General features: G+C 48.6%; 23 protein-coding genes. 13 read left to right on the top strand and 10 right to left on the bottom strand.

Translation table 11 applies throughout. From position 1 onward, the window contains the following. Window positions 1-59: 59 nt before the first annotated feature. On the bottom strand, window positions 60-941 hold the full coding sequence (locus tag WCN91_RS00315) for a dTDP-4-dehydrorhamnose reductase family protein (protein WP_342675445.1): 882 nt from the start codon (window positions 939-941) through the stop codon (window positions 60-62). A gap of 322 nt (window positions 942-1263) precedes the next feature. On the opposite strand from WCN91_RS00315, the gene WCN91_RS00310 reads away from it, so the two are divergent. The 4 genes from WCN91_RS00310 to mrcB all read left to right on the top strand — a co-directional run bounded on the left by WCN91_RS00310 (window position 1264) and on the right by mrcB (window position 5564). Further along, entirely contained in the window at window positions 1264-1602 is a 339-nt protein-coding gene (locus WCN91_RS00310; protein WP_342675444.1) for a P-II family nitrogen regulator, read from the top strand. 11 nt (window positions 1603-1613) lie between these two features. Further along, on the top strand, window positions 1614-2843 hold the full coding sequence (locus WCN91_RS00305; protein ID WP_342675443.1) for an ammonium transporter: 1230 nt from the start codon (window positions 1614-1616) through the stop codon (window positions 2841-2843). An 88-nt stretch (window positions 2844-2931) separates the two neighbouring features. After that, complete coding sequence (locus tag WCN91_RS00300; RefSeq protein ID WP_342675442.1) at window positions 2932-3093, top strand: YqaE/Pmp3 family membrane protein; 162 nt, start codon at window positions 2932-2934, stop codon at window positions 3091-3093. A 176-nt stretch (window positions 3094-3269) separates the two neighbouring features. Continuing rightward, complete coding sequence (mrcB, locus tag WCN91_RS00290; protein WP_425415987.1) at window positions 3270-5564, top strand: penicillin-binding protein 1B; 2295 nt, start codon at window positions 3270-3272, stop codon at window positions 5562-5564. A gap of 87 nt (window positions 5565-5651) precedes the next feature. On the opposite strand, the gene hemL is transcribed toward mrcB, so the two are convergent. The 4 genes from hemL to WCN91_RS00270 all read right to left on the bottom strand — a co-directional run bounded on the left by hemL (window position 5652) and on the right by WCN91_RS00270 (window position 10229). Then, window positions 5652-6932 (bottom strand): glutamate-1-semialdehyde 2,1-aminomutase, encoded by a 1281-nt coding sequence (hemL, locus tag WCN91_RS00285; protein ID WP_342675440.1) that lies wholly within the window; start codon window positions 6930-6932, stop codon window positions 5652-5654. Between the two features lie 24 nt (window positions 6933-6956). Continuing rightward, window positions 6957-7973: an aspartate carbamoyltransferase gene (locus WCN91_RS00280; protein ID WP_342675439.1), complete on the bottom strand. Its 1017-nt coding sequence runs from the start codon at window positions 7971-7973 to the stop codon at window positions 6957-6959. Between the two features lie 126 nt (window positions 7974-8099). Beyond that, window positions 8100-8534, bottom strand: a complete 435-nt coding sequence (locus WCN91_RS00275; RefSeq protein ID WP_105213214.1) for a CopD family protein — start codon at window positions 8532-8534, stop codon at window positions 8100-8102. A 12-nt stretch (window positions 8535-8546) separates the two neighbouring features. Next, window positions 8547-10229: a chloride channel protein gene (locus tag WCN91_RS00270; protein WP_342675438.1), complete on the bottom strand. Its 1683-nt coding sequence runs from the start codon at window positions 10227-10229 to the stop codon at window positions 8547-8549. Between the two features lie 202 nt (window positions 10230-10431). Here WCN91_RS00270 and erpA point away from each other — a divergent pair, with 202 nt between their 5' ends. Next, window positions 10432-10770, top strand: coding sequence for an iron-sulfur cluster insertion protein ErpA (erpA, locus tag WCN91_RS00265; protein ID WP_342675437.1), 339 nt, complete (start codon window positions 10432-10434; stop codon window positions 10768-10770). A gap of 53 nt (window positions 10771-10823) precedes the next feature. Here erpA and WCN91_RS00260 read toward each other — a convergent pair whose 3' ends face one another. Continuing rightward, on the bottom strand, window positions 10824-11003 hold the full coding sequence (locus WCN91_RS00260; RefSeq protein WP_342675436.1) for a hypothetical protein: 180 nt from the start codon (window positions 11001-11003) through the stop codon (window positions 10824-10826). 292 nt (window positions 11004-11295) lie between these two features. Between WCN91_RS00260 and WCN91_RS00255 the strand changes: the two genes are divergently transcribed. Next, a complete protein-coding gene (locus WCN91_RS00255; protein WP_342675435.1) occupies window positions 11296-11529 on the top strand; it encodes a helix-turn-helix domain-containing protein in 234 nt (77 codons plus the stop codon). Window positions 11530-11629: 100 nt separating this feature from the next. Here WCN91_RS00255 and WCN91_RS00250 read toward each other — a convergent pair whose 3' ends face one another. From WCN91_RS00250 to WCN91_RS00235, 4 genes are read right to left on the bottom strand one after another with little or no spacing between them, the layout of a single operon-like run. Further along, entirely contained in the window at window positions 11630-13036 is a 1407-nt protein-coding gene (locus tag WCN91_RS00250; RefSeq protein ID WP_342675434.1) for an AmpG family muropeptide MFS transporter, read from the bottom strand. Window positions 13037-13096: 60 nt separating this feature from the next. Then, window positions 13097-13726, bottom strand: coding sequence for a peptidylprolyl isomerase (locus WCN91_RS00245; RefSeq protein WP_342675433.1), 630 nt, complete (start codon window positions 13724-13726; stop codon window positions 13097-13099). Further along, a complete protein-coding gene (locus WCN91_RS00240; RefSeq protein ID WP_342675432.1) occupies window positions 13723-14295 on the bottom strand; it encodes a YajG family lipoprotein in 573 nt (190 codons plus the stop codon). The genes WCN91_RS00245 and WCN91_RS00240 overlap by 4 nt, the downstream gene beginning before the upstream one ends. A gap of 10 nt (window positions 14296-14305) precedes the next feature. Further along, window positions 14306-15433 (bottom strand): methyltransferase, encoded by a 1128-nt coding sequence (locus WCN91_RS00235; protein WP_342675431.1) that lies wholly within the window; start codon window positions 15431-15433, stop codon window positions 14306-14308. A gap of 41 nt (window positions 15434-15474) precedes the next feature. Between WCN91_RS00235 and WCN91_RS00230 the strand changes: the two genes are divergently transcribed. The 7 genes from WCN91_RS00230 (at window position 15475) to WCN91_RS00200 (ending at window position 22098) form a co-directional block, all read left to right on the top strand. Further along, on the top strand, window positions 15475-16095 hold the full coding sequence (locus WCN91_RS00230) for an alpha-ketoglutarate-dependent dioxygenase AlkB family protein (protein WP_342675430.1): 621 nt from the start codon (window positions 15475-15477) through the stop codon (window positions 16093-16095). Between the two features lie 36 nt (window positions 16096-16131). Then, entirely contained in the window at window positions 16132-16446 is a 315-nt protein-coding gene (locus WCN91_RS00225; protein ID WP_342675429.1) for a BolA family protein, read from the top strand. An 86-nt stretch (window positions 16447-16532) separates the two neighbouring features. Continuing rightward, complete coding sequence (fabV, locus tag WCN91_RS00220) at window positions 16533-17723, top strand: enoyl-ACP reductase FabV (RefSeq protein ID WP_342675428.1); 1191 nt, start codon at window positions 16533-16535, stop codon at window positions 17721-17723. Window positions 17724-18164: 441 nt separating this feature from the next. After that, on the top strand, window positions 18165-19508 hold the full coding sequence (locus WCN91_RS00215; RefSeq protein WP_342675427.1) for a Na(+)-translocating NADH-quinone reductase subunit A: 1344 nt from the start codon (window positions 18165-18167) through the stop codon (window positions 19506-19508). A 1-nt stretch (window position 19509) separates the two neighbouring features. Then, a complete protein-coding gene (locus tag WCN91_RS00210; RefSeq protein WP_342675426.1) occupies window positions 19510-20709 on the top strand; it encodes an NADH:ubiquinone reductase (Na(+)-transporting) subunit B in 1200 nt (399 codons plus the stop codon). Continuing rightward, complete coding sequence (locus tag WCN91_RS00205) at window positions 20702-21469, top strand: Na(+)-translocating NADH-quinone reductase subunit C (protein WP_342675425.1); 768 nt, start codon at window positions 20702-20704, stop codon at window positions 21467-21469. Before WCN91_RS00210 ends, WCN91_RS00205 begins: the two co-directional genes overlap by 8 nt. Further along, window positions 21469-22098 carry an NADH:ubiquinone reductase (Na(+)-transporting) subunit D gene (locus WCN91_RS00200; protein WP_342675424.1) on the top strand — a complete coding sequence of 210 codons (630 nt, stop codon included), beginning with the start codon at window positions 21469-21471 and terminating at the stop codon, window positions 22096-22098. The genes WCN91_RS00205 and WCN91_RS00200 overlap by 1 nt, the downstream gene beginning before the upstream one ends. The last annotated feature ends 8 nt before the right edge of the window (window positions 22099-22106 follow it).

The raw sequence follows: 22106 nt of genomic DNA, 5'->3' as shown, positions 1-22106 counted from the left end.
ATTTACCTTTTAGTTTTTATCTTTGCTCCATTAAAGGAGCTTGCACTGGAAACTACAAGTTATTGCGATAAGTGGGGTGTTAGCACCGCGGCGATGCGCTTAGCAAAATCACTTTTTATTTCAATTCCCTGTGCGCCAAGTCGGGTGTCTTTAAGGGCACAATCCAGCGGACGCGTAGCGCTGGTGATGGTATCTGTTGCTGCGGCACTTAGGGTGCTCGCGTCCAGACCCAAAAGCGGCGCCATGGCTTTAGCCATATCCAGCTTGGTTAAGCGCTCTTTGGCACTAAGGTGATAGATCCCTTCTAGCTCAGCGCCCAAGGTGGCTATGGCGTCAGCTAAGGCATTGGCGATATCCGCTGTGTCGGTGGGAAAGCGCTGACATTCGTTATCGAAGCGAGTGGCGCCTTTTTGCAGCTGCTCAGCAATAACGGTCACCGCCGACTCACCAAGATAACCAACCTCACCATAGAGCACAGGAATGCGAACTATGGCCGCGCTCGGGTAGTGCGCCTGTAATAAGGCTTCGCTGCGTGCCTTGGATTGACCGTAAAGATTTAGCGGGTTTGTTTTTGCATCCTCAGCATAGGGTGGGTTGCGGCCATCGAATACATAGTCAGTGCTAATAAAAATCAGCTTGCAATTGAACTGCGCACAGCACTTGGCGATATGCTCGGTGACTGCGCAGTTAAATTGGATGCTCTGCTCGGGGTCATTATCGAACTTATCCGGATTGCGCTCGGCGGCGCTATGAATAAAAAAGTCCGGTTGATGCGTTGCGAACAGGGTGCTGATGGCCTCTTTATCAAATAGATCTACCTTGATTACGGGCGGCTGCGCGCGGGAAAAGCCCAGGCCTATCACCTGATGATTGGGAGTTAGGTGTGTAAAAAGGGCGCGGCCGAGCAGTCCGGTGGCACCGGATACTATGATTTTTGCCATAACTTGGGTCTCTAAATGCAGGGGAAAGTGGCAGCCTAGCTGTGGTGAATAACAAAGTCAAAGAGTCCATTGTCCTTGCAATGTAATTCAATTCCCGCCTTAAATTAGCGTGCTAAACAAGCCCAGACTTAAGTTGATGCAGCGCTGTATTAACAGGTCTGCACTGCTTTGGTTAAAACCCTCTTTTAGCGCACCAAGTTGGTGCGTTTTTTATGCGCTCAAAAATATATCCTATTGTTAACTAAGGAAAAACAGTTTTGGCACAAAGGTTGATTTTATATGGAGGAAGAATAATAAACCGAATTGCCTACGAGGGGGCCATATGAAAATGATCATTGCCATCATCAAGCCATTTAAGCTCGATGAAGTGCGAGAAGCGTTAGCGGAGCTGGGAATAGAGGGAATGACGGTAGTGGATGTGAAGGGTTTTGGCCGCCAGCGCGGACATACCGAGCTCTACCGCGGTGCCGAGTATAGGGTGGACTTTATTCCCAAAATTAAAATCGAGATTGCTACGCGTAGCGACAATGTGGAGCGAGTAGTAGAGCTGATCACCCGGGTTGCCAACAGCGGCAAAATAGGCGACGGCAAGATATTTGTTTTCGATCTTGAGCAAATCGTGCGCATCCGAACGGGTGAGCTTGATGAAGAAGCGATTTAGGGGGCGCAGTCATGGAAAACACCATAGTTGAATTACAATTCTCATTGAACACCTTTTACTTTTTGATCTCCGGCGTGCTGGTTATGTGGATGGCGGCGGGTTTTGCCATGCTGGAAGCCGGACTGGTGCGCTCGAAAAACACCACAGAGATCCTGACTAAGAACGTCGCCCTTTATGCCATTGCCTGCACCATGTTTTTGCTGGTTGGCTACAACATCATGTATGTAGGCAACAGCGAGGGCGGTTTTGTGCCCAGCTTTGGCTCCTTGATTGGCACTCAGGCCAGTGACGCAGACCATGCGTTGGAGTCTGATTTCTTCTTCCAGGTGGTGTTTGTGGCCACAGCCATGTCCATTGTCTCCGGCGCCGTAGCCGAGCGCATGAAACTCTGGGCTTTTTTGATCTTTTGCGTGGTTATGACTGGCCTGCTCTATCCCATTGAGGGTTACTGGACCTGGGGCGGAGGTTTTCTGTCGGCAATGGGTTTTGTCGACTTTGCCGGTTCGGGTATAGTGCATGGCGCCGGTGCCGCTGCAGCCTTGGCCGGGGTGTTAATGCTGGGTGCGCGTCGCGGTAAATACGGCAAGCATGGTGAAATCTATCCCATTCCCGGTTCAAACTTACCCCTTGCTACTTTAGGTACTTTTATCCTGTGGATGGGCTGGTTTGGCTTTAACGGTGGCTCACAACTGCTTATTAGTGATGCAGAAAATGCCACCGCGGTGGGCAAAATCATGCTTAACACTAATGCTGCAGCGGCGGCCGGTGCCATTGCTTCCTTACTGGTATGTAAAACCTACTGGGGCAAGGCGGATTTGACCATGGTGCTCAATGGTGCGCTGGCGGGGTTAGTGGTGATCACCGCAGATCCGGCCTCGCCATCACCCTTGTTGGCGCTCTTGCTTGGTGCCATAGGTGGCATGGTGGTGGTCTTCAGTATTGTGGTCTTGGATAAGATGCATATCGACGACCCTGTGGGGGCTATTTCGGTGCACGGCGTGTGCGGAGCGCTTGGTCTGATGCTGGTGCCCCTGTCTAACAGTGAGGCCAGCTATACAACCCAGTTTATCGGTATCTTCTGTATCTTCGGCTTTATCTTTGTTGCATCCTCTTTGGTGTGGGCAATGTTAAAAAGCACGGTGGGGATCCGTGTCAGGGAGGAAGAAGAGCTCAATGGCATGGATCAACATGATTGCGGTATTGATGCCTATCCCGAGTTTGTATCGGTACGTTCAAGTTAAATATAGGATATTGGCTAACGCGGCGAGTTTGTCTCGCCGTTTTTTATGACTATAATTTTATTTTAAGTTCCTTTAAAAGGTTCCAAACATGGACAATAAATTACTGCTGATCATACTTTCAATCTTTTTGCCGCCGGTTGCTGTATTTCTTAAGGCCGGTGTAGGTAAGCACTTAATTATCAATATTATTCTGTGCTTCCTATTCTTTTTACCTGCAGTTATACACGCTCTATGGGTATCAACTCGCTAAGCTAGTCAGGCGCAACCCCGCGCTTGGATAAGTTAATAAAAGTCAGTACCAGTTAAGCTAGTCTCGGCTAGCCTTAACCCGCACCTTGTCTTGGCATACTCGTTGGCAATTAATTTTGCTTATGAGTATGTTAAGCTTCCACCAATTTTTCATTCAAGCCACGCATTTTCAATCCTATGGCGACAAAAAAAACACCGACAAAGAAACAACCTAAGAGAAAATCTAAGGCCGCACCTGGGTCAAAAATGAGGCGCCTGGGTAAGAGATTATTTTCCATAGCCTGGAGAGTCGCCTTGGTCACAGTGATCAGCGTGGCCCTGTATATGATCTACCTTGATGCCAAGGTGACGCGACAGTTTGAGGGCAATAAATGGCAGTTGCCGGCTCAGGTATATGCCCGCGCCATGACCTTTTACCCGGGGCAATACTTGTCTATGGAGGAGGTGGAGTGGGAGCTTACGCGCCTTAACTATACCCAGGTAACCAAGCTCAATCACACCGGCCAATATGAGCAAAGCAAAACCCGCTTGCGCATTTATCGTCGAGCCTTCGAGTTTGCCGATGCCAATGAAGATGCGCATATTATTGAGCTGCGCTTTAGCGGCAACAAGGTCGCCAGCGTCAAAAACAATATAGGTCAACGTCTTGAAAGTGCTCGTTTGGAGCCGGTGCAAATTGCCCGTATTGGTAATGACGAAACTCAGGACCGTGAATTTGTGCCACTTGATAAATTCCCAGACTTGCTAAAAGACACCTTGCTGGTGGTGGAAGACCGTGACTTCTATAAGCACCATGGGGTGTCCTTGTGGTCCATTATGCGGGCTCTTTACGTCAATATTCGCGCCGGCCGTACGGTGCAAGGCGGCAGCACCCTGACCCAGCAGTTGGCAAAGAACTTCTACCTGACTCGTGAGCGCTCACTAGTGCGCAAAATCAACGAGGCCTTGATAGCCCTTATTCTTGATTACCGCTATACCAAGGACGAGATCCTTGAAGCCTACTTAAACGAAGTGTACCTGGGCCAGTCATACACTAAGGGTGTGCATGGCATGGGTCTGGCGGCGGAGTTTTATTTCTCTAAGCCCATCGACGAGCTGGAATTTGACCAGATAGCCTTGCTGGTGGCCTTGGTTAAGGGGCCATCTTATTACAACCCGCGCCGCTATGAAGAGCGCACCATGGAACGTCGCGACTTGGTGCTCAGGCTGATGGCGGAAGATGGCCTGATCAGCACCACAGAATACCGCAATGCCCTTAATCGTCCCTTGGATGTGGCGCCCATGCGCCGGGATATAGACAAAACTTACCCGGGTTATTTGGAGCTGGTTAATCGCCAGTTGAAGGAATTGCTTAATGATAAGGAAACTCTGGATGCCGGTGTGCGGGTCTTTACTTACCTGGAACTGCAAAAGCAGGAAGCCATGGAAGATGCCATCGCCCAGTCTTTGCCTTATTTAGAGAAGCGCCCGAAAACCGAGCAACTTGAAGCAGCCATGCTTTCGGTTAATCGTCAGGTGGGTGGGGTCTCGGCCCTGGTGGCCGGTCGTGATATGCGCTATTCCGGTTTTAACCGGGTGCTGGATACCAAGCGTAATATTGGCTCCTTGGTGAAGCCGGCCGTGTATCTGAGCGCCTTGCAAGTGCCTAGTTATAATCTCGGTACCTTGTTGCATGATGAGCCGTTGGAAGTCACCGACGAGCGCGGTAAGGTTTGGCGTCCGGATAACTTCGACCATAAATTCCGCGGTGCCTTACCCTTGTATAAGGCCTTTAGCAACAGTATTAATATTCCGGCGGTGAATCTGGGTCTTGATATTGGCGTCGATAAGGTGGCCAACACCTTGAAAGGCCTGGGTGTGGAAAGTCATATTAACCAGTTTCCTTCCTTGTTGCTGGGGGCTTTGGAGCTGTCCAGCTACGAGGTGGCGCAGCTCTATACTACTTTGGCCAACGACGGTGCCTATACCCGTTTAACCAGTATTTCTGCGCTAACCGACAACAGTGGTAAGCTGCTGTATCAGCATAAGCCTCAGTGGCAGCAGCGCTTCCCCAAAGATGCCATGTATATGACCAAATATGGTATGAAACGGGTGACCAAAGACGGCACGGGCAAGCGCTTAAATAAGCATTTCCCTACCATACAGTTGGCGGGTAAAACCGGCACCAGTAACAATCTGCGCGATAGTTGGTATGGCGGTTTTGATCAAAATACAGTGACAGTGGCCTGGTTGGGACGCGATGATAACCAAAGCACGGGCCTGACCGGTGCTGTGGGGGCATTGGAGATGTATATTCGTTATCTGCGTCAGCTTAATCCGCAGTCAATAGCCGATGAGCGTCCAGAAGGTATTCGTTGGGCCTTTATCAATGAGCAAACCGGTATGCAGGCGCCACCTGGTTGCGGCAAGGTGATTCAGCTGCCGATTCGGGCCAGCGAATTTAACCCCAGACCCAGCTGTGTGCGTCCCTAGCGGCGCGCTTTAGAATAGCAGAGCATTTTAGATATAAAAAAACCGCCACTTGGCGGTTTTTTTTATTGTTGTTTGCTTTAAGCGTGCTTAAAGCTTAGCGAAGGCGCGCTCGGCCGCCGCTATGGTTTGGGCGATGGCTTCGTCATCGTGTGCCTGGCACACAAAGCCCGCCTCAAATGCAGAAGGAGCAAGGTATACTCCTTCTTCAAGCATCAGGTGGAAGAAACGCTTAAAGCGCTCTAAGTCGCACTCGGTGGCTTGCTGGTAACTGGTTACCTTATCGGCATCAGTAAAGAAGAAGCCATACATACCACCGGCATAGTTGGTAGTAAGTGGGATACCGGCCTTGTCTGCAGCGGCTTGGAAACCTTCACAGATGGCCTTGCTTTTCGCTTCCAGCTCTTCATGCAAACCTGGCTCGCTCAGCAGCTCAAGGGCTTTTAGACCTGCGGCCATGGCGATTGGGTTGCCAGAGAGGGTACCGGCTTGATACACAGGGCCGACCGGGGCAATGTAATCCATGATTTCTTTCTTACCACCGAAGGCACCTACAGGCATACCGCCGCCGATCACCTTACCTAAACAGGTTAGATCCGGAGTGATATTGTAATAAGCCTGGGCGCCACCTAGGGCGACGCGGAAACCTGTCATTACCTCATCAAAGATCAGCACGCTCTTATATTCATCACAGATTGCACGCAGGCCTTCTAAGAAGCCTTCAACCGGTGGAATACAGTTCATGTTACCGGCAACCGGCTCTATGATGATACAGGCGATCTCTTCTGGGTACTTGGCAAAAATCGCTTTCACTTCTTCCAGGTTGTTGAAAGACACGGTCAGTGTGTGCTTGGCGAAGTCTTCAGGAATACCCGGTGAGTTAGGCACGCCCAAAGTCAGGGCGCCAGAGCCGGCTTTTACCAACAATGAGTCGGCATGACCGTGGTAACAGCCTTCAAATTTTAAAATCTTATCGCGACCCGTGTAACCACGAGCCAGACGAATGGCGCTCATGGTGGCTTCGGTGCCCGAGTTCACCATGCGTACTGAGTCGATAGAAGGCACTAGCTCTTTGACCTTCTCGGCCATCTCGATTTCAGCTTCGGTAGGCGCGCCGTAGCTTAGGCCGCGCTCAACCGCTTCATGTACGGCCTGTTTAATTTGTGGGTGGTTATGGCCCAAAATCATAGGTCCCCAAGAACCTACATAGTCTATGTATTTGTTACCGTCGGCATCAAAGGTATAGGCACCCTCGGCGTGGGTGATAAATAATGGAGTACCGCCAACGCCGTTGAAAGCTCGTACTGGAGAATTAACGCCGCCTGGGATCGAGGCTTGGGCGCGGGTAAATAAATCTTGGCTTTTGCTCATGTTGCTTCCTATTAGGTTGGCAAATTAATCTTCACGTTTACGGCTGAACCAGGGCACACTGGTCTCGTGTTTCTCGACCAGGTTGTCAACGCCCAGAGTTAGCGCAAACAAGGCCATGCGGATCAGCACGCCATTTTGTACCTGGCGGAAGATGGCCAGGTTGTCGTTGCTATTTAGGTCGTTATCCAGCTCGTTGGCATCGCTGCGGCTATCGCGCGGCAATGGGTGCATTAATACCGAACTTGGCTTACAGTGGGCGTTATAGATCGCCTGGCTGATGCGGAAACCACCGCGGTATTTATTGGCTTCTTCTTGGCTTGGGAAACGCTCTTCCTGAATACGAGTCTGGTAGACGATATCGGCGGCCAGATTGCCTTCCATTTTATCCACCAGTTCGATTTGGTGACCGGCATTGGTCACGGTATCAAGAATGCTTTGTGGCATTTGCAGGCCATCCGGCGCCACCATGGTAAAGCGAACATCTTTGTAGTGGCACAGCAGCTTGGATAATGAGTGTACGGTGCGACCGTATTTTAAATCACCCACCAGGGCGATGTGCATACCATCGACCTTTTGGCCAAAACGGTTCAGCTCGCGGTCTATGGTTAGCAGGTCAAGCAGGGCCTGAGTCGGGTGCTCATTTGGGCCGTCGCCACCGTTAAGAACGGGGACGCTACAGCCGGTGGCAAACTCGGCGACCGAGCCGGCATCTGGGTGACGCATGGCAACCGCATCCGCATAGGCGGAAATTACCCGGGCAGTATCATACAAGGACTCGCCCTTGGCCAGTGCGGAGCTCTGCATGCCGGTTGTTTCGCGTACTAAACCGCCAAGCAGATTGAAGGCGGTGCCGAAGCTCACGCGAGTACGGGTACTGGGTTCAAAAAACAGGTTGGCAAGAATGGCGCCTTCTAGCACCTTCGTGCGTTTTTGTTTTTTGGCATAAGGTTCCATCCGTTTTGCGACTGCAAATATATGCTCGATACTGTCTCTATCGAGTTGATTTACAGAGAGAATGTGTTCACCTTGAAAGCGTAGCATGGAGGTCGTCCCAAACGTTAAAGTAAATAATTCGGTGTTCTACCAAGGGGCGAATTTACAAGTGCGCCCCTGGCATTTAAACGCCACCGCGTTTGGCTGCGCACTATAGCAAATTTTTCGGTATTTTTAGAGTACTGGTTTCAATACTGCTAAAAAGATAATGGCCGCGAGGATAAGCACCGGGAATTCATTAAAAATGCGGTAAAAACGATCACTGCGGGTGTTGCGATCATGCTTGAAATCGGCCAGTAATTTAAAGCAGTAGCCGTGGTAGGCATAGAGCACCAAGACCAGCGCCAGTTTATAGTGCAGCCACATGCTGGCGCGGAACCATTCGCGGCCATATTCCGCTATGAGTAGCCCCCCAAAAACGGCGGTTAAAATAGCAAAAGGGGTGACGAAAAACAGCAGACGGCGCTCCATCACTTTTAACATGGCGCTGCAGGACTTTTCTTCGTTCAGAGCATGGTACACAAACAGTCGAGGTAGATAAAAAATACCGGCAAACCAGGCAACCATAAAAAACAGGTGTAGGGCTTTGTAAACTAACACTAAGGTCATGGGACTTCCTTTTTACAATAGGGCGTTACGAATGGTGAGGATATGGCGAATTTGATCCCAGCGTAAAATACCGACGATTTCTTTTTCATCGTGCATATCATACACATAGACAGCACCACTGCGCTTATCTTTAAGAATATCAAAGGCATCGGCCAAGGTGGCCTGAGAGCTTACACCATCGAGTTCAACATAGAGAATATTGATGTTTTCTTCAGACATCAGGTTTAAATCGTATTCGGCAAGGCGATAGCCGTTATCTTCGTCATAGACGATAAGTGGCGTTTGCCCATCAAGGTGCGCCAGAGACTCCTTGATCTGCTCTTTATCGGCGGAGTACAGCAGCTTAAAGTTCTCATTCATTTCCGCCATTATACCCACCTTTTGCAGTGCTTCTTTGGCGGGAGAAACCTGATAGGTGAGCTCTTGAAAATCCAGCTGTTGCAAGAAAATAGAGCGATTGCCAAAGACCTGCAAGGCGGTGACATAGGCGGTCACTATTACCAGCATGGCGGGCACGATAATTTGCGGGCTGGAGGTCAGCTCCATTACCGCCGTTAACGCCGCCAAAGGAGCGTGCAAGGTGGCGGCCAGTAAGCCGGCCATGCCCAATACGCCATAAGTACCGACCACATCTGTACCCGGCGCCACCATATGGGCAAAGAAGGACATAAGTGTGCCCATCACTACGCCCAAACCGATAACCGGGCCGATAATTCCGCCAGGGATCCCCAAGCCGATAGCGAATAGGGTGGCCAGCAGCTTGGCGATTAATATGGTTAGCAGCAGCTGCACATTATCCGGGGAGGTCATGGCTATGGTAATGGCACTCATGCCCGAGCCCATGGCCTGGGGCACCAAATAGCCGATGCCACCGGCAATCACCCCGGCGATTAACAACCGCGGCAACATGGAAAGAGGTTTAAAGGTGCGGATAATCAGCATCAGATTTTTATTAAAGGCATAGGCCACGGCGCCTAAGGTCATGCCGCAGATCACCAGATAAGGGTAATGCCAAAAACTTAAGGGGGTTACGCTTATCAAAGCCAACTCTGAGTCGGCACCAAAAACAAACTGAGTGGCCAGGGCGCCGGTCACAGCCGCCAACATAATGGGCACGAAGATATGCACCTTATATTCTCGAATAACCACTTCCATGACGAAGATCACCGCCGCCAGCGGCGTATTGAAAGACGCGGCAATACCCGCGGCCACGCCGCAACCGCTGAGGGTACGCATGGCGTTATAAGGCAAGTGTAATTGATTGGCGAGAATACTGGCACCGGTTGCGCCCATATGCACAGAGGGGCCCTCGCGACCCACGGAAAAACCGCTGATCAGCGCTAGGGCGCCACCAAAGAATTGGTTCACCGTGTTGTAAAACGGCATTTGCCCATAGTGCATCTTCATACGGTGAATAACAAAAGGGATCCCCAGACGATAATGCTTAAAGCCGGTCAGATAGGCAAAAAAGGCAATGACGCAGGCAGCGCCCACCGGGAGTAAAAAGCGTTGCACTTCACTGAGGGTGGTAAAGTCGTCGAAATTATCGAGGAACAGGTTCTGCGCTATGATAATCGTCAGGCGAAACATGATGATCAGCCCCGCAGCGATAAGGCCGGCGGCAATACCTAATAAGCACAGTTGTGCCGATGTTTTTGGCCGGGCAAGGCGACGTCTTAGCGCCTCTAGATGCATACCAATTCCTCTGGGCTGTGATGGGGCTAGTGTTATTAACACTAGTTTATCAAACGTTATCTAATAAATCCTTGTTTAGTATCAGGGTTTGCGACTTTGTATTTTAGCCTTTGGGGCTAAAAACCAAGGTGGTGCAGCCAATACTTGATTAACTTAGTCGGGTATTAGATAATTTGCACAAATAGGTAGTGAGAGAGACGGTATGTCCGAGCAAGTTCCAATTAAATTCAGTGATGCCGCCGCAGAGCGCGTTAAGCAGTTGATCGAAGAGGAAGAAAACCCTTCGCTAATGCTGCGTGTTTATGTCACCGGCGGCGGATGTTCTGGTTTCCAATATGGTTTTACCTTTGCCGAAGAAGCCAACCCGGGCGATATGCAAATCGTGAAAAATGGTGTGACCTTAGTGGTTGACCCCATGAGCTTGCAATACCTGGTCGATGGTGAAGTAGATTATACCGAAGGTTTGGAAGGCTCGCGCTTTTTCGTAAACAACCCGAATGCCACTACCACCTGTGGCTGTGGTGCCAGCTTTAGCGTATAACCAAACGATAAAGATAAAAATGCCGCATTAGCGGCATTTTTTGTATTTGATGTCTATAAATCACTGTTCGTTATATACACCATAAAGGTAAAGAACCCTAACACGAACAATGAGAATATAATTATATAAAAGAAACCCTTACGGCCCTGCTTTAGGGGAATATTGTTGGCATTGAGAAACAGCCACCAAGCCGCGCAAAGAATCACGGGTAACAAAAACAGCAAACGAAACATCTTTTCCCCAAAAGTGGCGATTTAACTCAATCTTAGCGCAAAATTCCTACCCTCTAAAGAAAAATTAAAGACTTAGCTAAGACCTGGAAAATTAGAGCTATCTATCTAATTTATCTGCAGTATTTTATTGCTACAAGGTATGCAAACCAATTCGCGCCGAAATTAGGTAAACTTTTGTACATACGCTATACCTAAAATGGGACATGTGCTTTAATACAGGCTGAATGAGACGGGCAAATTTCATTCGCTAATAATTATAGAAACTTTAATTCATCTAGTAGGAGATGTAATTATGATGGGTAAAACCGTTGCTTCCGAAGAAAATGGAAGACTAACCAAGTGGCTTAAAGATAAACGCCACGAGAAAGGCCATACCATGCGCAGCTTGGCACAAGTTCTGGGTACGCCGCATTCATTTATAGGTAAAATTGAAAATCAGGAGCGTCGTTTGGACGTGATTGAATTTTTGCGCTATTGCGAAGCACTGGATGTGGATCCTTATGAAGGGTTAGCGTTACTCAAATAAGCATTAAAAGCCTATGTCTGGAGCCCAGGAAGGGCTCATAGTTTATATCATCTATCCAGCGCACTTTCTGCTCACATACTTAACAGCATTGGTATTATTCCTACCCCTTAGCCTTCTTAACATTTTCATGAAACTGCTGCTCTAACTGATACAAGCGTTTACGTATCAAGAACAAAAACACCAAAGATGGTATCACCATCAGCGCCGTAAGAATAAAAAACATCGACCAATCGCCGTGCAACCAATCATCGACTATCACCCCACTGTACCCAGAAAGTAGGGTACGGCCAAGATTGCCTAAAGAGGCGAGTAAGGCATAGTGAGTGGCACTAAAGGCGCGATCGCAGAGCATGGAAATAAAGGCCACCATGGCCACCAAAGACCAGGCCTGAGTAAAGCCATCAAGTAATATGGCCAGTGCATAGAGCGAGAGCTTGGGCCCGGCGACGGCAATCCAGGAGAACATAAGGTTCGATGCCGCCATGGCTACGCCACTGATAAACAAGCCCTTTACTATGCCAAAGCGACTGTTAAACAGGCTGCCTAAAAAGGCAAAAATAATGGTCAGTACCGCGGTGCCGAGTTTGGAAAAGGTGGCAATATCCGAGTTGCTAAAACCCACTTCCTTATAAAAGACGATGGACATCCGCGCCAAAAAGGCCTCGCCAATCTTAAAGAGGAAGATAAAGGCCAGCAGGGCCAGGGCGGTTTTAACCCCGTTACGGGCAAAGAAGCTGCGCAACGGCTCGACAATGGTGACCCCAAGCCAGGCAATCACTATATTCACCCAGCGCGGTAAAATGGAGGCATGTTTACAAAGTTGCTGTTGATATTGTTGCTCCAATTGGGCATGCACATGTTCGCGATTTGACTCGGGCTCCTGGGCAAAAAACACATAAGCGATCAAAAGCGCCACAATAACCGCCAAAGCCAGATACACATCTGGCCAATCAATGCCGGGAATATCCGCCGCATAAAAGGGCATGGCGCCGAGCAGGGCATAGCCGGTCCACCATCCGCTGGTTGCCATGGCCGCCGCCGCTGATATTTTATCGCTTTCATTTTCGGCCAAAATATCAATACGATAGGCATCAATGGCAATATCCTGGGTGGCCGAGGTGATGGAAATAATCAGCGCCAACAGGGCAACAACAAAAAGCTGTGAACTGATATCAACAAAGGCCATGCTCAAGGTGGCGACAAAGACAATGCAGAGGCAACATAAGATCCAGCTGCGGCGTTGGCCCAGCCAATCTGTGAGCAGTGGAATGCGCACCCGGTCCACCAGGGGCGACCATAAAAAGTTAACTGAGTAGGCGCCAGCGACCATGCCGAACAGGCCGATTGTGGAGCGAGTGAGGCCTTCGTCTGAAAGCCAGGCGCTCATTACCGAACCAGTTAGCACCCAGGGAAAGCCACTGCTGATACCAAAGATAAACACGGTAACCAGGCGGCGGTCGCGAAAGTGCTGGGTGAAGTCCCGGAAAAAGAGGGCGATGTGGCTCATGCTTGTTCTTATTATTTATTATCGAGAATAAAAAGGGCGATTAAGTTCGCCCTGATAGATTTAGTACGGCTGTGCCTCTAGCACCTTGATGTCATAAATAATCACCGCTTGTTTGGGGACATAGGAGTAACCGATTTTCTCCTGAAAGTCGGTTTCAACGCGCATGATTTTATCTAAGGTTTCAAAGCCTTCCACTACGGAGCCAAACACCGAAAAGCCCCAGTCACTGCCTGGGTTAAGGTGGTCGTTGTTATCCATGTTGAAGAAAAATTGACGCGTGGCCGAGTGCGGCTTTCTGTCTTGATAGGCCATGGAGATGGTGTACATATCATTTTTCAGACCGCTGCCGCTTTCATTAAAAATAGGGTCGTTCTCATGCAGGCCGTCATAATCTTTGTCGTAGCCGCCACCTTGGATCACAAAGTCGCGCTCGTTTTCTTCATCGCGCTCAACACGGTGAAACACCGAGCCCTTATAGCTGCCATCTTGCACATAGGTAAGAAAGTTATTCACCGTCAGTGGCGCGCGCGAACGGTCTAGTTCAACGGTGATTTTACCAAGGCTGGTCGTGAACTCAACGCGGGGAAATAAATTGCTCTTTTGCACAAATTCACCCTGTACCGCCGCGTGCGCCAAGGGCGCTAGCAAGACACAGAAGGTAAAAAAGGCACTGATGAGGCGAGTGTTCATATCGCTCCCTTTTGCATGTAATTGTTAAGCTCAGGGTCGCTCATAATGCGTGCCACAAGCTGTTCGATAAGTTTATTTAGTTGCGCCTCAACCTTGGCCTGATCATAGCCAAAGGGACCGCGAAACTGGCTTTGCCCATTATACATTTTATTGAACTGACTACCATTGCGCTCGACAAACACCTGCAGGGCGATTTGCGCCTCGCTGTAGTGATCCACGGTATTTTGCATCACGGTGGCGTTTAAGGTGTGAATGGCCACCTGCATACGGGTGCCCGCCATGGTACTGATTTGGGCGCCGTTAGCCTGTAGTGCCTGGGTAAAAACCTTTTGCATCTTGTTATTTAAATCCGGGGTGGACATTAAATAACGATTTTCGCCCTGGGCAATGGAAATGGTTGGAGCCTTAGCTCTTTGGTCAATCACCTGCAGTGACAAGCTTTGGTTATAGCTAGTAAACTGACCGCTTTGGTAGAAAGGGTCTAAGATGGCTTGTGCCGAGCGGTTGCTACATCCTGTAAGTGCCGTGCTCAAAGCGATAATAGCTAGCAGTGAAAAACGGTTAAACATAATTATCCTATTATTTTTTCGCGCTCAGCACGACAAACTTCTTGTTTGAGCCAAGGAGCTTGGAGTCGCCGAATAAGCGCTTTAGTTTTTCATGGTAATCAAGGTGTCGGTTGCCTACGATACGAAGCTCACCGCCGGGACGCAATACCTTTTTGGCATCATTAAACATCTGCCAGGCGATATGGTCGGTTACCGCATTTTGTTGATGAAACGGTGGGTTACATAACACCAAATCATAGCTTTGGGGATTAAAACCGCTTAGGCAATCGTTATGGATAAATTCACAACGGTGCAGCTCATCGGGCAGGTTCTCTAGAATGGTTTGGCGCGCCGAGGCCACCGCCATAGCCGACTCATCGACAAAGGTTATTTCTGCCTCGGGGCATTTAACTAAGGTTTGCAGACCAATCACACCATTACCACAGCCAAGGTCGATAATGCGAATGGGCTTTTTCGACTGCGGCAGGTAATTACTGAAAAAGCGTGCGCCTATATCCAAAGAGTCGCGGGAAAACACATTGGCATGATTGATCAAGGTAAAAGCACTGCCTTCAAGCTGCCAACTTTTGGGGAAGGGGCTTTGCTGCGCTTTATTGTGCATGGTGGCGGTGATAAGGCGTGCTTTCTTTTGCGCCAAGGTGGTATTGGCCGGACCGATATAACGCTCCACCAGATTAATGGTTGAGTTATGAATGGCCTTAGTTTTGCCTGCCAGAACCAGGGGCGTCCCCGGCTTTAGGGTTTGAGATAATTGCGTCAATTGGTGCTGCAGATAGCCGCTGTTTTTCGGTATTTTGCCAATCACCAGGTCGTAATCATCGGCAAGCGGCTCAAGGCTGGTCAGCGGCGTAAGTTGCTCGGTATTCAAGTTATTTTCTTTGAGATTATGCTGCCATGCTTGTATAGCAATGTACGAGTCGCTAACTGAATCTGAAGTTAACTGGTTAAAGGCGCAGGCCAGGGCGCCGAAGTCATCATTGAGGATCAGCAAGCGCTTGGCATCAGCATGATGCTCGTTAATATAGTCGACAAGGTATTCATCCGCCGCATCCCAGGCCTGCAGGCTGCGGTTTTTCTGTTGTAAAGGCAAGCGATGTAAGTGGTAGGTATTACCACCTAGTTGAGCTGATGTTATCATGAGCACTTAGGTTTAACTGACAATGGCGCTAGTTTATCACGATGCGTGCCAACGCCCACCCCCAAAACAACGACCAATTGCCAGCGAACTTACCGGCGAGCATGTTTAGCTATCAACCCCGTGCCCTTGGAGGGGTTAAGGCACAGCGCTTGTTTTGTCATTTACGTGATACCTTGCCCTGGCAGCAACCCAGTATTTTAGTCTATGGTAAGTGGCACGCTATCCCGCGCTTGCAGCTTTATATGGGTGATGCCGACAGTGCTTATGAATATTCCCAGCAGCGTTTTGAGCCCGCGCCTTGGGTACCTGAGCTCGACGCCATGCGCCAGCGCCTTAACCTTGCCCTTGGCTGTCACTTTAATGCGGTCTTGGTTAATTACTATCGTCATGGCCTGGATTGCATGGGCTGGCACAGTGACGATGAGCCCGAGTTGGGCCTTGAGCCTGTAATCGCCTCAATATCTTTAGGAGCGCTGCGCAAATTTAAGCTACGTCATAAGGAAAGCGGCGAGGTAACCGACTTGGCTTTGACCAATGGCAGCCTGCTTATCATGAAAGGGCAAAGCCAGCGCTGTTATGCCCATAGTCTGCCCAAGCAACGCAAGGTGACGCAGGGGCGCATCAATTTAACCTTTCGCCACATTGATTCGTCTTTGCTATAGTAGCCTCACCTAAGTATTTGGCAGGCACTATAAATTATGTCTATGCAAACGCGTATTGAGGAAAAACTCAGCGCCGCTATTCCCTGTAAACATTTGCGGGTTGAAAATGAAAGCCATATGCATGCCCGTGGCAGCGATTCCCACTTTAAGGTGGTGGTGGTCAGTGAGCAGTTTAGCGGTCAGCGATTGCTGCAACGCCATCGCGCCATTAACGAAATTTTGGCCGAGGAGCTGCGCGAGCATATTCATGCGTTGGCTATTCATGCCTATACCCCTGAAGAGTTCAGCGAAAAGCAAGGGCTAGCCCCTGAATCGCCGAGCTGTTTAGGTGGCTCTAAATTTGATAATTAAACACCCGGCGTGAGTCATCAGACCTGTGTAGTGGGGAATAGTCGTTACACTAGCGCTAATTTTTCGGCAAGATATGGAATTTTATCATGGTCATTAAGCCTAAAATCCGTGGATTTATTTGCACTAACGCACACCCAGCAGGCTGTGCGGCACATGTACAACAACAAATAGAATATGTAAAAAGCCAAGGTGACTTGGGCCAGGGTCCAAAAAACGTTTTGGTCATTGGTTCATCAACAGGTTACGGCCTAGCATCTCGTATCGTATCGGCATTTGGCTATGGCGCTAAAACGCTGGGCGTGTTCTTTGAAAAAGAAGGCACAGAGAAGAAAACCGCCTCAGCAGGCTGGTACAACACTGCAGCTTTCCAACAGGCAGCCGACGAAGCCGGTATCTGGGCTAAGAATATCAATGGCGATGCCTTCTCTGATGAGATCAAAGCGCAAGCCATAGACACCATTAAGAATGAGCTGGGTAAAGTTGACCTGGTTATCTACTCTTTGGCGTCACCACGTCGTACTGATCCGAAAACAGGTGAAACTTACTCGTCAACGCTTAAGCCTATCGGTGAAAGCATAACCACTAAGAACCTGAATACCTCAAAGCGTATTATCGATGAAGTAAGCGTAGAAGCAGCCAGCGAAGAAGAAATCGCCAACACGGTTAAAGTGATGGGTGGTGAAGATTGGCAGCTGTGGATCGATGCCCTTAACGAAGCCGGTGTTTTGGCCGACAACTTCAAAACCACTGCTTACACCTACATTGGTAAAGAGCTGACCTGGCCTATCTATGGTCATGCGACCATTGGTAAAGCCAAAGAAGACCTGGACCGCGCCGTAGAAGAGATCAAAGCATCGACTGCTGACCTATCTGGCGAAGCCTATGTAAGCTCACTGAATGCAGTAGTAACGCAGGCAAGCTCGGCCATTCCAATTATGCCGCTTTACATCTCAGCACTATTTAAAGTGATGAAAGAAGATGGCACTTATGAAGGCACGATTGAGCAAATTACCGCGCTATTCAAAGAGAACCTGTACGGTGAAACGCCACGCTTTGATGATGGCGGTCACCTGTTCCAGAACTACAAAGAGCTTGAAGACGATGTGCAGCAACGCATTCAGACGATTTGGGATACGGTTGATACCGATACCATAGACGAGCTAACCGACTATGAGGGTTACCACAAAGAGTTCTTACACCTATTCGGCTTTGATTTAGCCGGCGTTGACTATGACGCGGATGTGAACCCGGATGTGGCCATCAACAACCTGCTTTAATAGCGGTTGCATAAACTAAAAAAAGCCAGTCTTAATACTGGCTTTTTTGTATCTCAAGAAGGATGCAGGGTAAATAGTCACAATTGATCACGTGGAATTAAGACTTTGGTCTATATTGAAGTTTATTCATTCAAGAACGCCGCTGATCCTTGGATAATTTTTACTTTTTAACTCGCATAGTCACCGTGAATGATGTTAAAATTCGGCAGATGTGTGACAAGTTGGCTGCGTTGCTTGAATCACTATCGGCATAGGTGCTCTTTTATACCGTTTGGATTACTGATGTAGGTTGATAATTGCTCATTTTGATGTTTTTAAAACGTCTATAAGGGGAGTTGGCCATACATCAACAACAACGCGGTTTGGTACCAGTCGGTCGATGCTAAGCGGCGCGGTTGGTGAGATTTTAAGTTTCTTTCCTTTAATGTAATGCAAGTGCGTATGATCAACATAAAAAAAGGTCTGGATCTACCGATAGAGGGCGCACCTCAGCAAGTTATTCATGACGGTCAACCCGTTAAACGAGTAGCTGTGCTAGGTGAAGAATACATCGGCATGCGTCCAACCATGCGAGTTCGTGTGGATGACCAAGTCAAAAAAGGCCAAGTTCTTTTTGAAGACAAGAAGAATCCTGGCGTAATCTACACTGCACCGGCTGCCGGCGTAGTAAAAGAAATCAACCGTGGTGCAAAACGTGTACTGCAATCAGTTGTTATTGAAGTTAATGGCACTGAGCAAGAAACGTTTGCCAAGTTCGACCAAAACCAACTAGCAAGCCTAGATCACGACACAGTTGTCGATCAACTTGTTAAGTCTGGTCAATGGACCGCACTACGTACTCGTCCTTTCAGCAAAGTTCCTGCTATCGATGCTAAGCCTAGCTCAGTATTCGTAACTGCCATGGACACCAATCCGCTAGCTGCAGATCCTGTGGTTGTGATTGCCGAAAATGCTGACGCTTTCGAAGCCGGTCTGGCCGTGGTTTCACGCCTTACCGAAGGTAAAGTGTACGTATGTAAGAAAGCAGGCGCGCAAGTACCTAGCTCATCTGTTGCTTCTGTTGAAGTACATGAGTTCGGTGGTAAGCACCCAGCCGGTCTTGTTGGTACTCATATCCATAACCTGGACCCAGTATCTGCTTCTAAGCAGGTTTGGCACTTAGGTTACCAGGACGTGATTGCTTTCGGTAAGCTTTTCCTAACTGGCGAAATTTACACAGATCGTGTGATTTCTTTAGCCGGTCCTCGCGTTAAGAACCCGCGCCTAGTTAAGACCCACATGGGTGCTGCACTAGACGATTTAGTTGCGGGTGAACTAGAAGACGGTGATAACCGTGTGATTTCTGGTTCAGTGCTTTCTGGTACTAACGCCATTGGTCCACACGCCTTCCTAGGCCGCTACCACACGCAGGTGTCGGTACTGCTTGAAGGTCGTGAGAAGGAACTATTTGGTTGGATTGCACCAGGTAGCAACAAGTTCTCTGTAACGCGCACCTTCCTTAGTCACCTTGCACCAAGTCGTCTATTCAATATGACTACCTCTACAGGTGGTTCTAAGCGTGCCATGGTTCCAATTGGTAACTATGAGCGTGTAATGCCGCTAGATATTTTGCCTACGCTACTGCTACGTGACCTTATTGCACGTGACTTAGACAGCGCAATTACCCTTGGCGCATTGGAGCTAGACGAAGAAGATTTAGCATTGTGTACCTTCGTTTGTCCTGGTAAATACGAGTACGGTTCAATCCTTCGTGACTGCCTGACAACCATCGAGAAGGAAGGTTAAGATGGGCTTGAAGAAATTTTTAGAAGACATCGAACCGCATTTTGAACCTGGCGGTAAACACGAAAAATGGTATGCACTGTATGAAGCAGCTGCGACTATTTTCTACACACCAGGCTATGTAAACAAAGGCGGTACTCACGTTCGCGATAACATCGACCTAAAACGTATTATGATTTTAGTGTGGATGGCGACGTTCCCAGCCATGTTCTTTGGCATGTTCAACATTGGTCACCAAGCGGCTGACGCAATTGCGAACGGCTTTGCCCTTGGCGATACATGGCAAGTAGCTTTATTCCAACTATTCGGTGGTGAACTAACCGCTGACTCGGGTTGGGGTGCGAAAATGTTTTACGGTGCCTGTTTCTTCCTACCAATTTACGCAGTAACGTTTGCTGTGGGTGGTTTCTGGGAAGTGCTATTTGCATCGGTTCGTAAGCACGAAGTAAACGAAGGCTTCTTCGTAACTTCTGTTCTTTTCGCGCTAATCCTGCCGGCGACTATTCCTCTTTGGCAAGTAGCCCTAGGTATTACCTTCGGTGTTGTTATTGCTAAAGAAGTATTCGGTGGTACTGGCCGTAACTTCCTAAACCCGGCACTAGCGGGTCGTGCTTTCCTATTCTTCGCATACCCTGCGCAGATTTCAGGTGACACGGTATGGACAGCGGTTGACGGTTTCTCTGGTGCAACTTACCTAGGCCAAGCGGCTACGGGTGCACTGGATTACGCCAACATGGATCTTTGGTTTAACGCTTTCTACGGCTTCATTCAAGGTTCTGTAGGTGAGACCTCGACACTGGCTATCGCTATCGGTGGTTTATTCCTTATTTATGTGCGTATTGCTTCGTGGCGCATCGTACTAGGTACTTTCCTAGGTATGGTGGTAACTGCAATGCTACTTAACTTCATCGGTTCTGAAACTAACCCTGCTTTCAACATGCCTTGGCACTGGCACCTAGTACTTGGTGGCTTCGCATTCGGTATGTTCTTTATGGCAACCGACCCAGTTTCAGCGTCATTCACCGATAAAGGTAAGTGGGCATACGGTGCGTTAATTGGTTTCATGGTGGTAATGATCCGCGTAGTGAACCCTGCGTACCCAGAAGGCATGATGCTAGCAATCCTGTTTGCTAACTTATTCGCGCCGCTATTCGACCACTTCGTAGCGCAGTCAAACATCAAGAGGAGATTGGCACGTGGCTAGTAAAAACGAATCAATCGGCAAAACACTTGGTGTAGTTGTAGCATTGTGTTTGGTGTGTGCGGTTATCGTATCGTTTGCATCAGTACAATTACGTCCTCTACAGCAAGAAAACAAGCTTAAAGATATTCAAAGCAATATCCTAGCCGCAGCTGGTTTTGAAGGTGTTACAAACGTGCAATCTACGTTTGATGCAAACATCGAAACCCTGGTTGTTAATGTTGAAAATGGCCAACAAGTGCAGTTCGATTCAGAGCAAGCACGTGTAGATTGGATCAAGGCGTATGATTTTGAGAAAAGTAAGTTCGATGCGGCAATGAGCATCAAACTGACTAAAGCTCAAGATAAAGCGGGTATCCAACGTCGTACAACTGAGGCGCCTGTATACATCAGCCGTGCTGAAGACGGTTCTGTGAAATCAATCATCCTGCCTATTCAAGGTTACGGCCTTTGGGGTGTTATGTACGGTTTCCTAGCGCTGGAAAACGACGGTGAGACTGTTAAAAATATCATCTTCTACAAGCACAATGAAACTCCAGGTCTTGGTGGCGAAATTCAAAACCCAACTTGGACGGCTCAGTGGCAAGGTAAAGAGCTTCCTGTAGATCTAGTGAAAAACGGCGCGAAGAACGACAACCAAGTTGACGGTCTATCTGGTGCAACGTTAACGTCAAACGGTGTTGATAACACGGTTGACTACTGGACAGGTGATAACGGCTTTGGTCCTTTCCTTGCGAAAGTACGTGAAGGAGCGTTGAAATAATGGCTGATACTAAAGAAATGAAGTCGGTTCTATTTGGACCAGTCTTCGCTAATAACCCAATCGCCCTGCAAGTACTTGGTATTTGTTCTGCGCTGGCGGTTACTTCAAGCTTGAAAAATGCGTTGATCATGTCAATCGCATTGACTCTAGTAACAGCGTTCTCAAGCTTATTTATCTCGATGATCCGTAACCAGATCCCATCAAGCGTTCGTATCATCGTACAGATGACAATCATCGCTTCGTTGGTAATCGTAGTTGATCAGGTGCTACAAGCATTCTCTTATGCTACTGCAAAAGAGCTTTCTGTATTCGTTGGTCTAATCATTACTAACTGTATCGTAATGGGTCGTGCTGAAGCATACGCAATGAAGTCACCACCAGTGATGTCATTCCTTGACGGTATTGGTAACGGTCTAGGCTACTCAGTAGTGCTTCTGACTGTTGGTTTCATCCGTGAGCTATTCGGTAAAGGTTCACTATTCGATGTGGAAATCATTCCACTGGTGCAAAACGGTGGCTGGTATCAGCCTATGGGTCTATTGATCCTTCCACCAAGTGCATTCTTCATCATCGGTCTATTCATTTGGGTACTTCGTACTTACAAGAAAGACCAAGTAGAAGCGAAATAAGGGGCGAG

The sequence above is a fragment of the Pseudoalteromonas qingdaonensis genome (assembly GCF_038739665.1).
In the GTDB taxonomy this organism is placed as follows: Bacteria; Pseudomonadota; Gammaproteobacteria; order Enterobacterales; family Alteromonadaceae; genus Pseudoalteromonas; species Pseudoalteromonas qingdaonensis.
The sequence above is the reverse complement of the archived record's forward strand: the minus strand, read 5'-3'. Positions and strand labels throughout refer to the sequence as shown.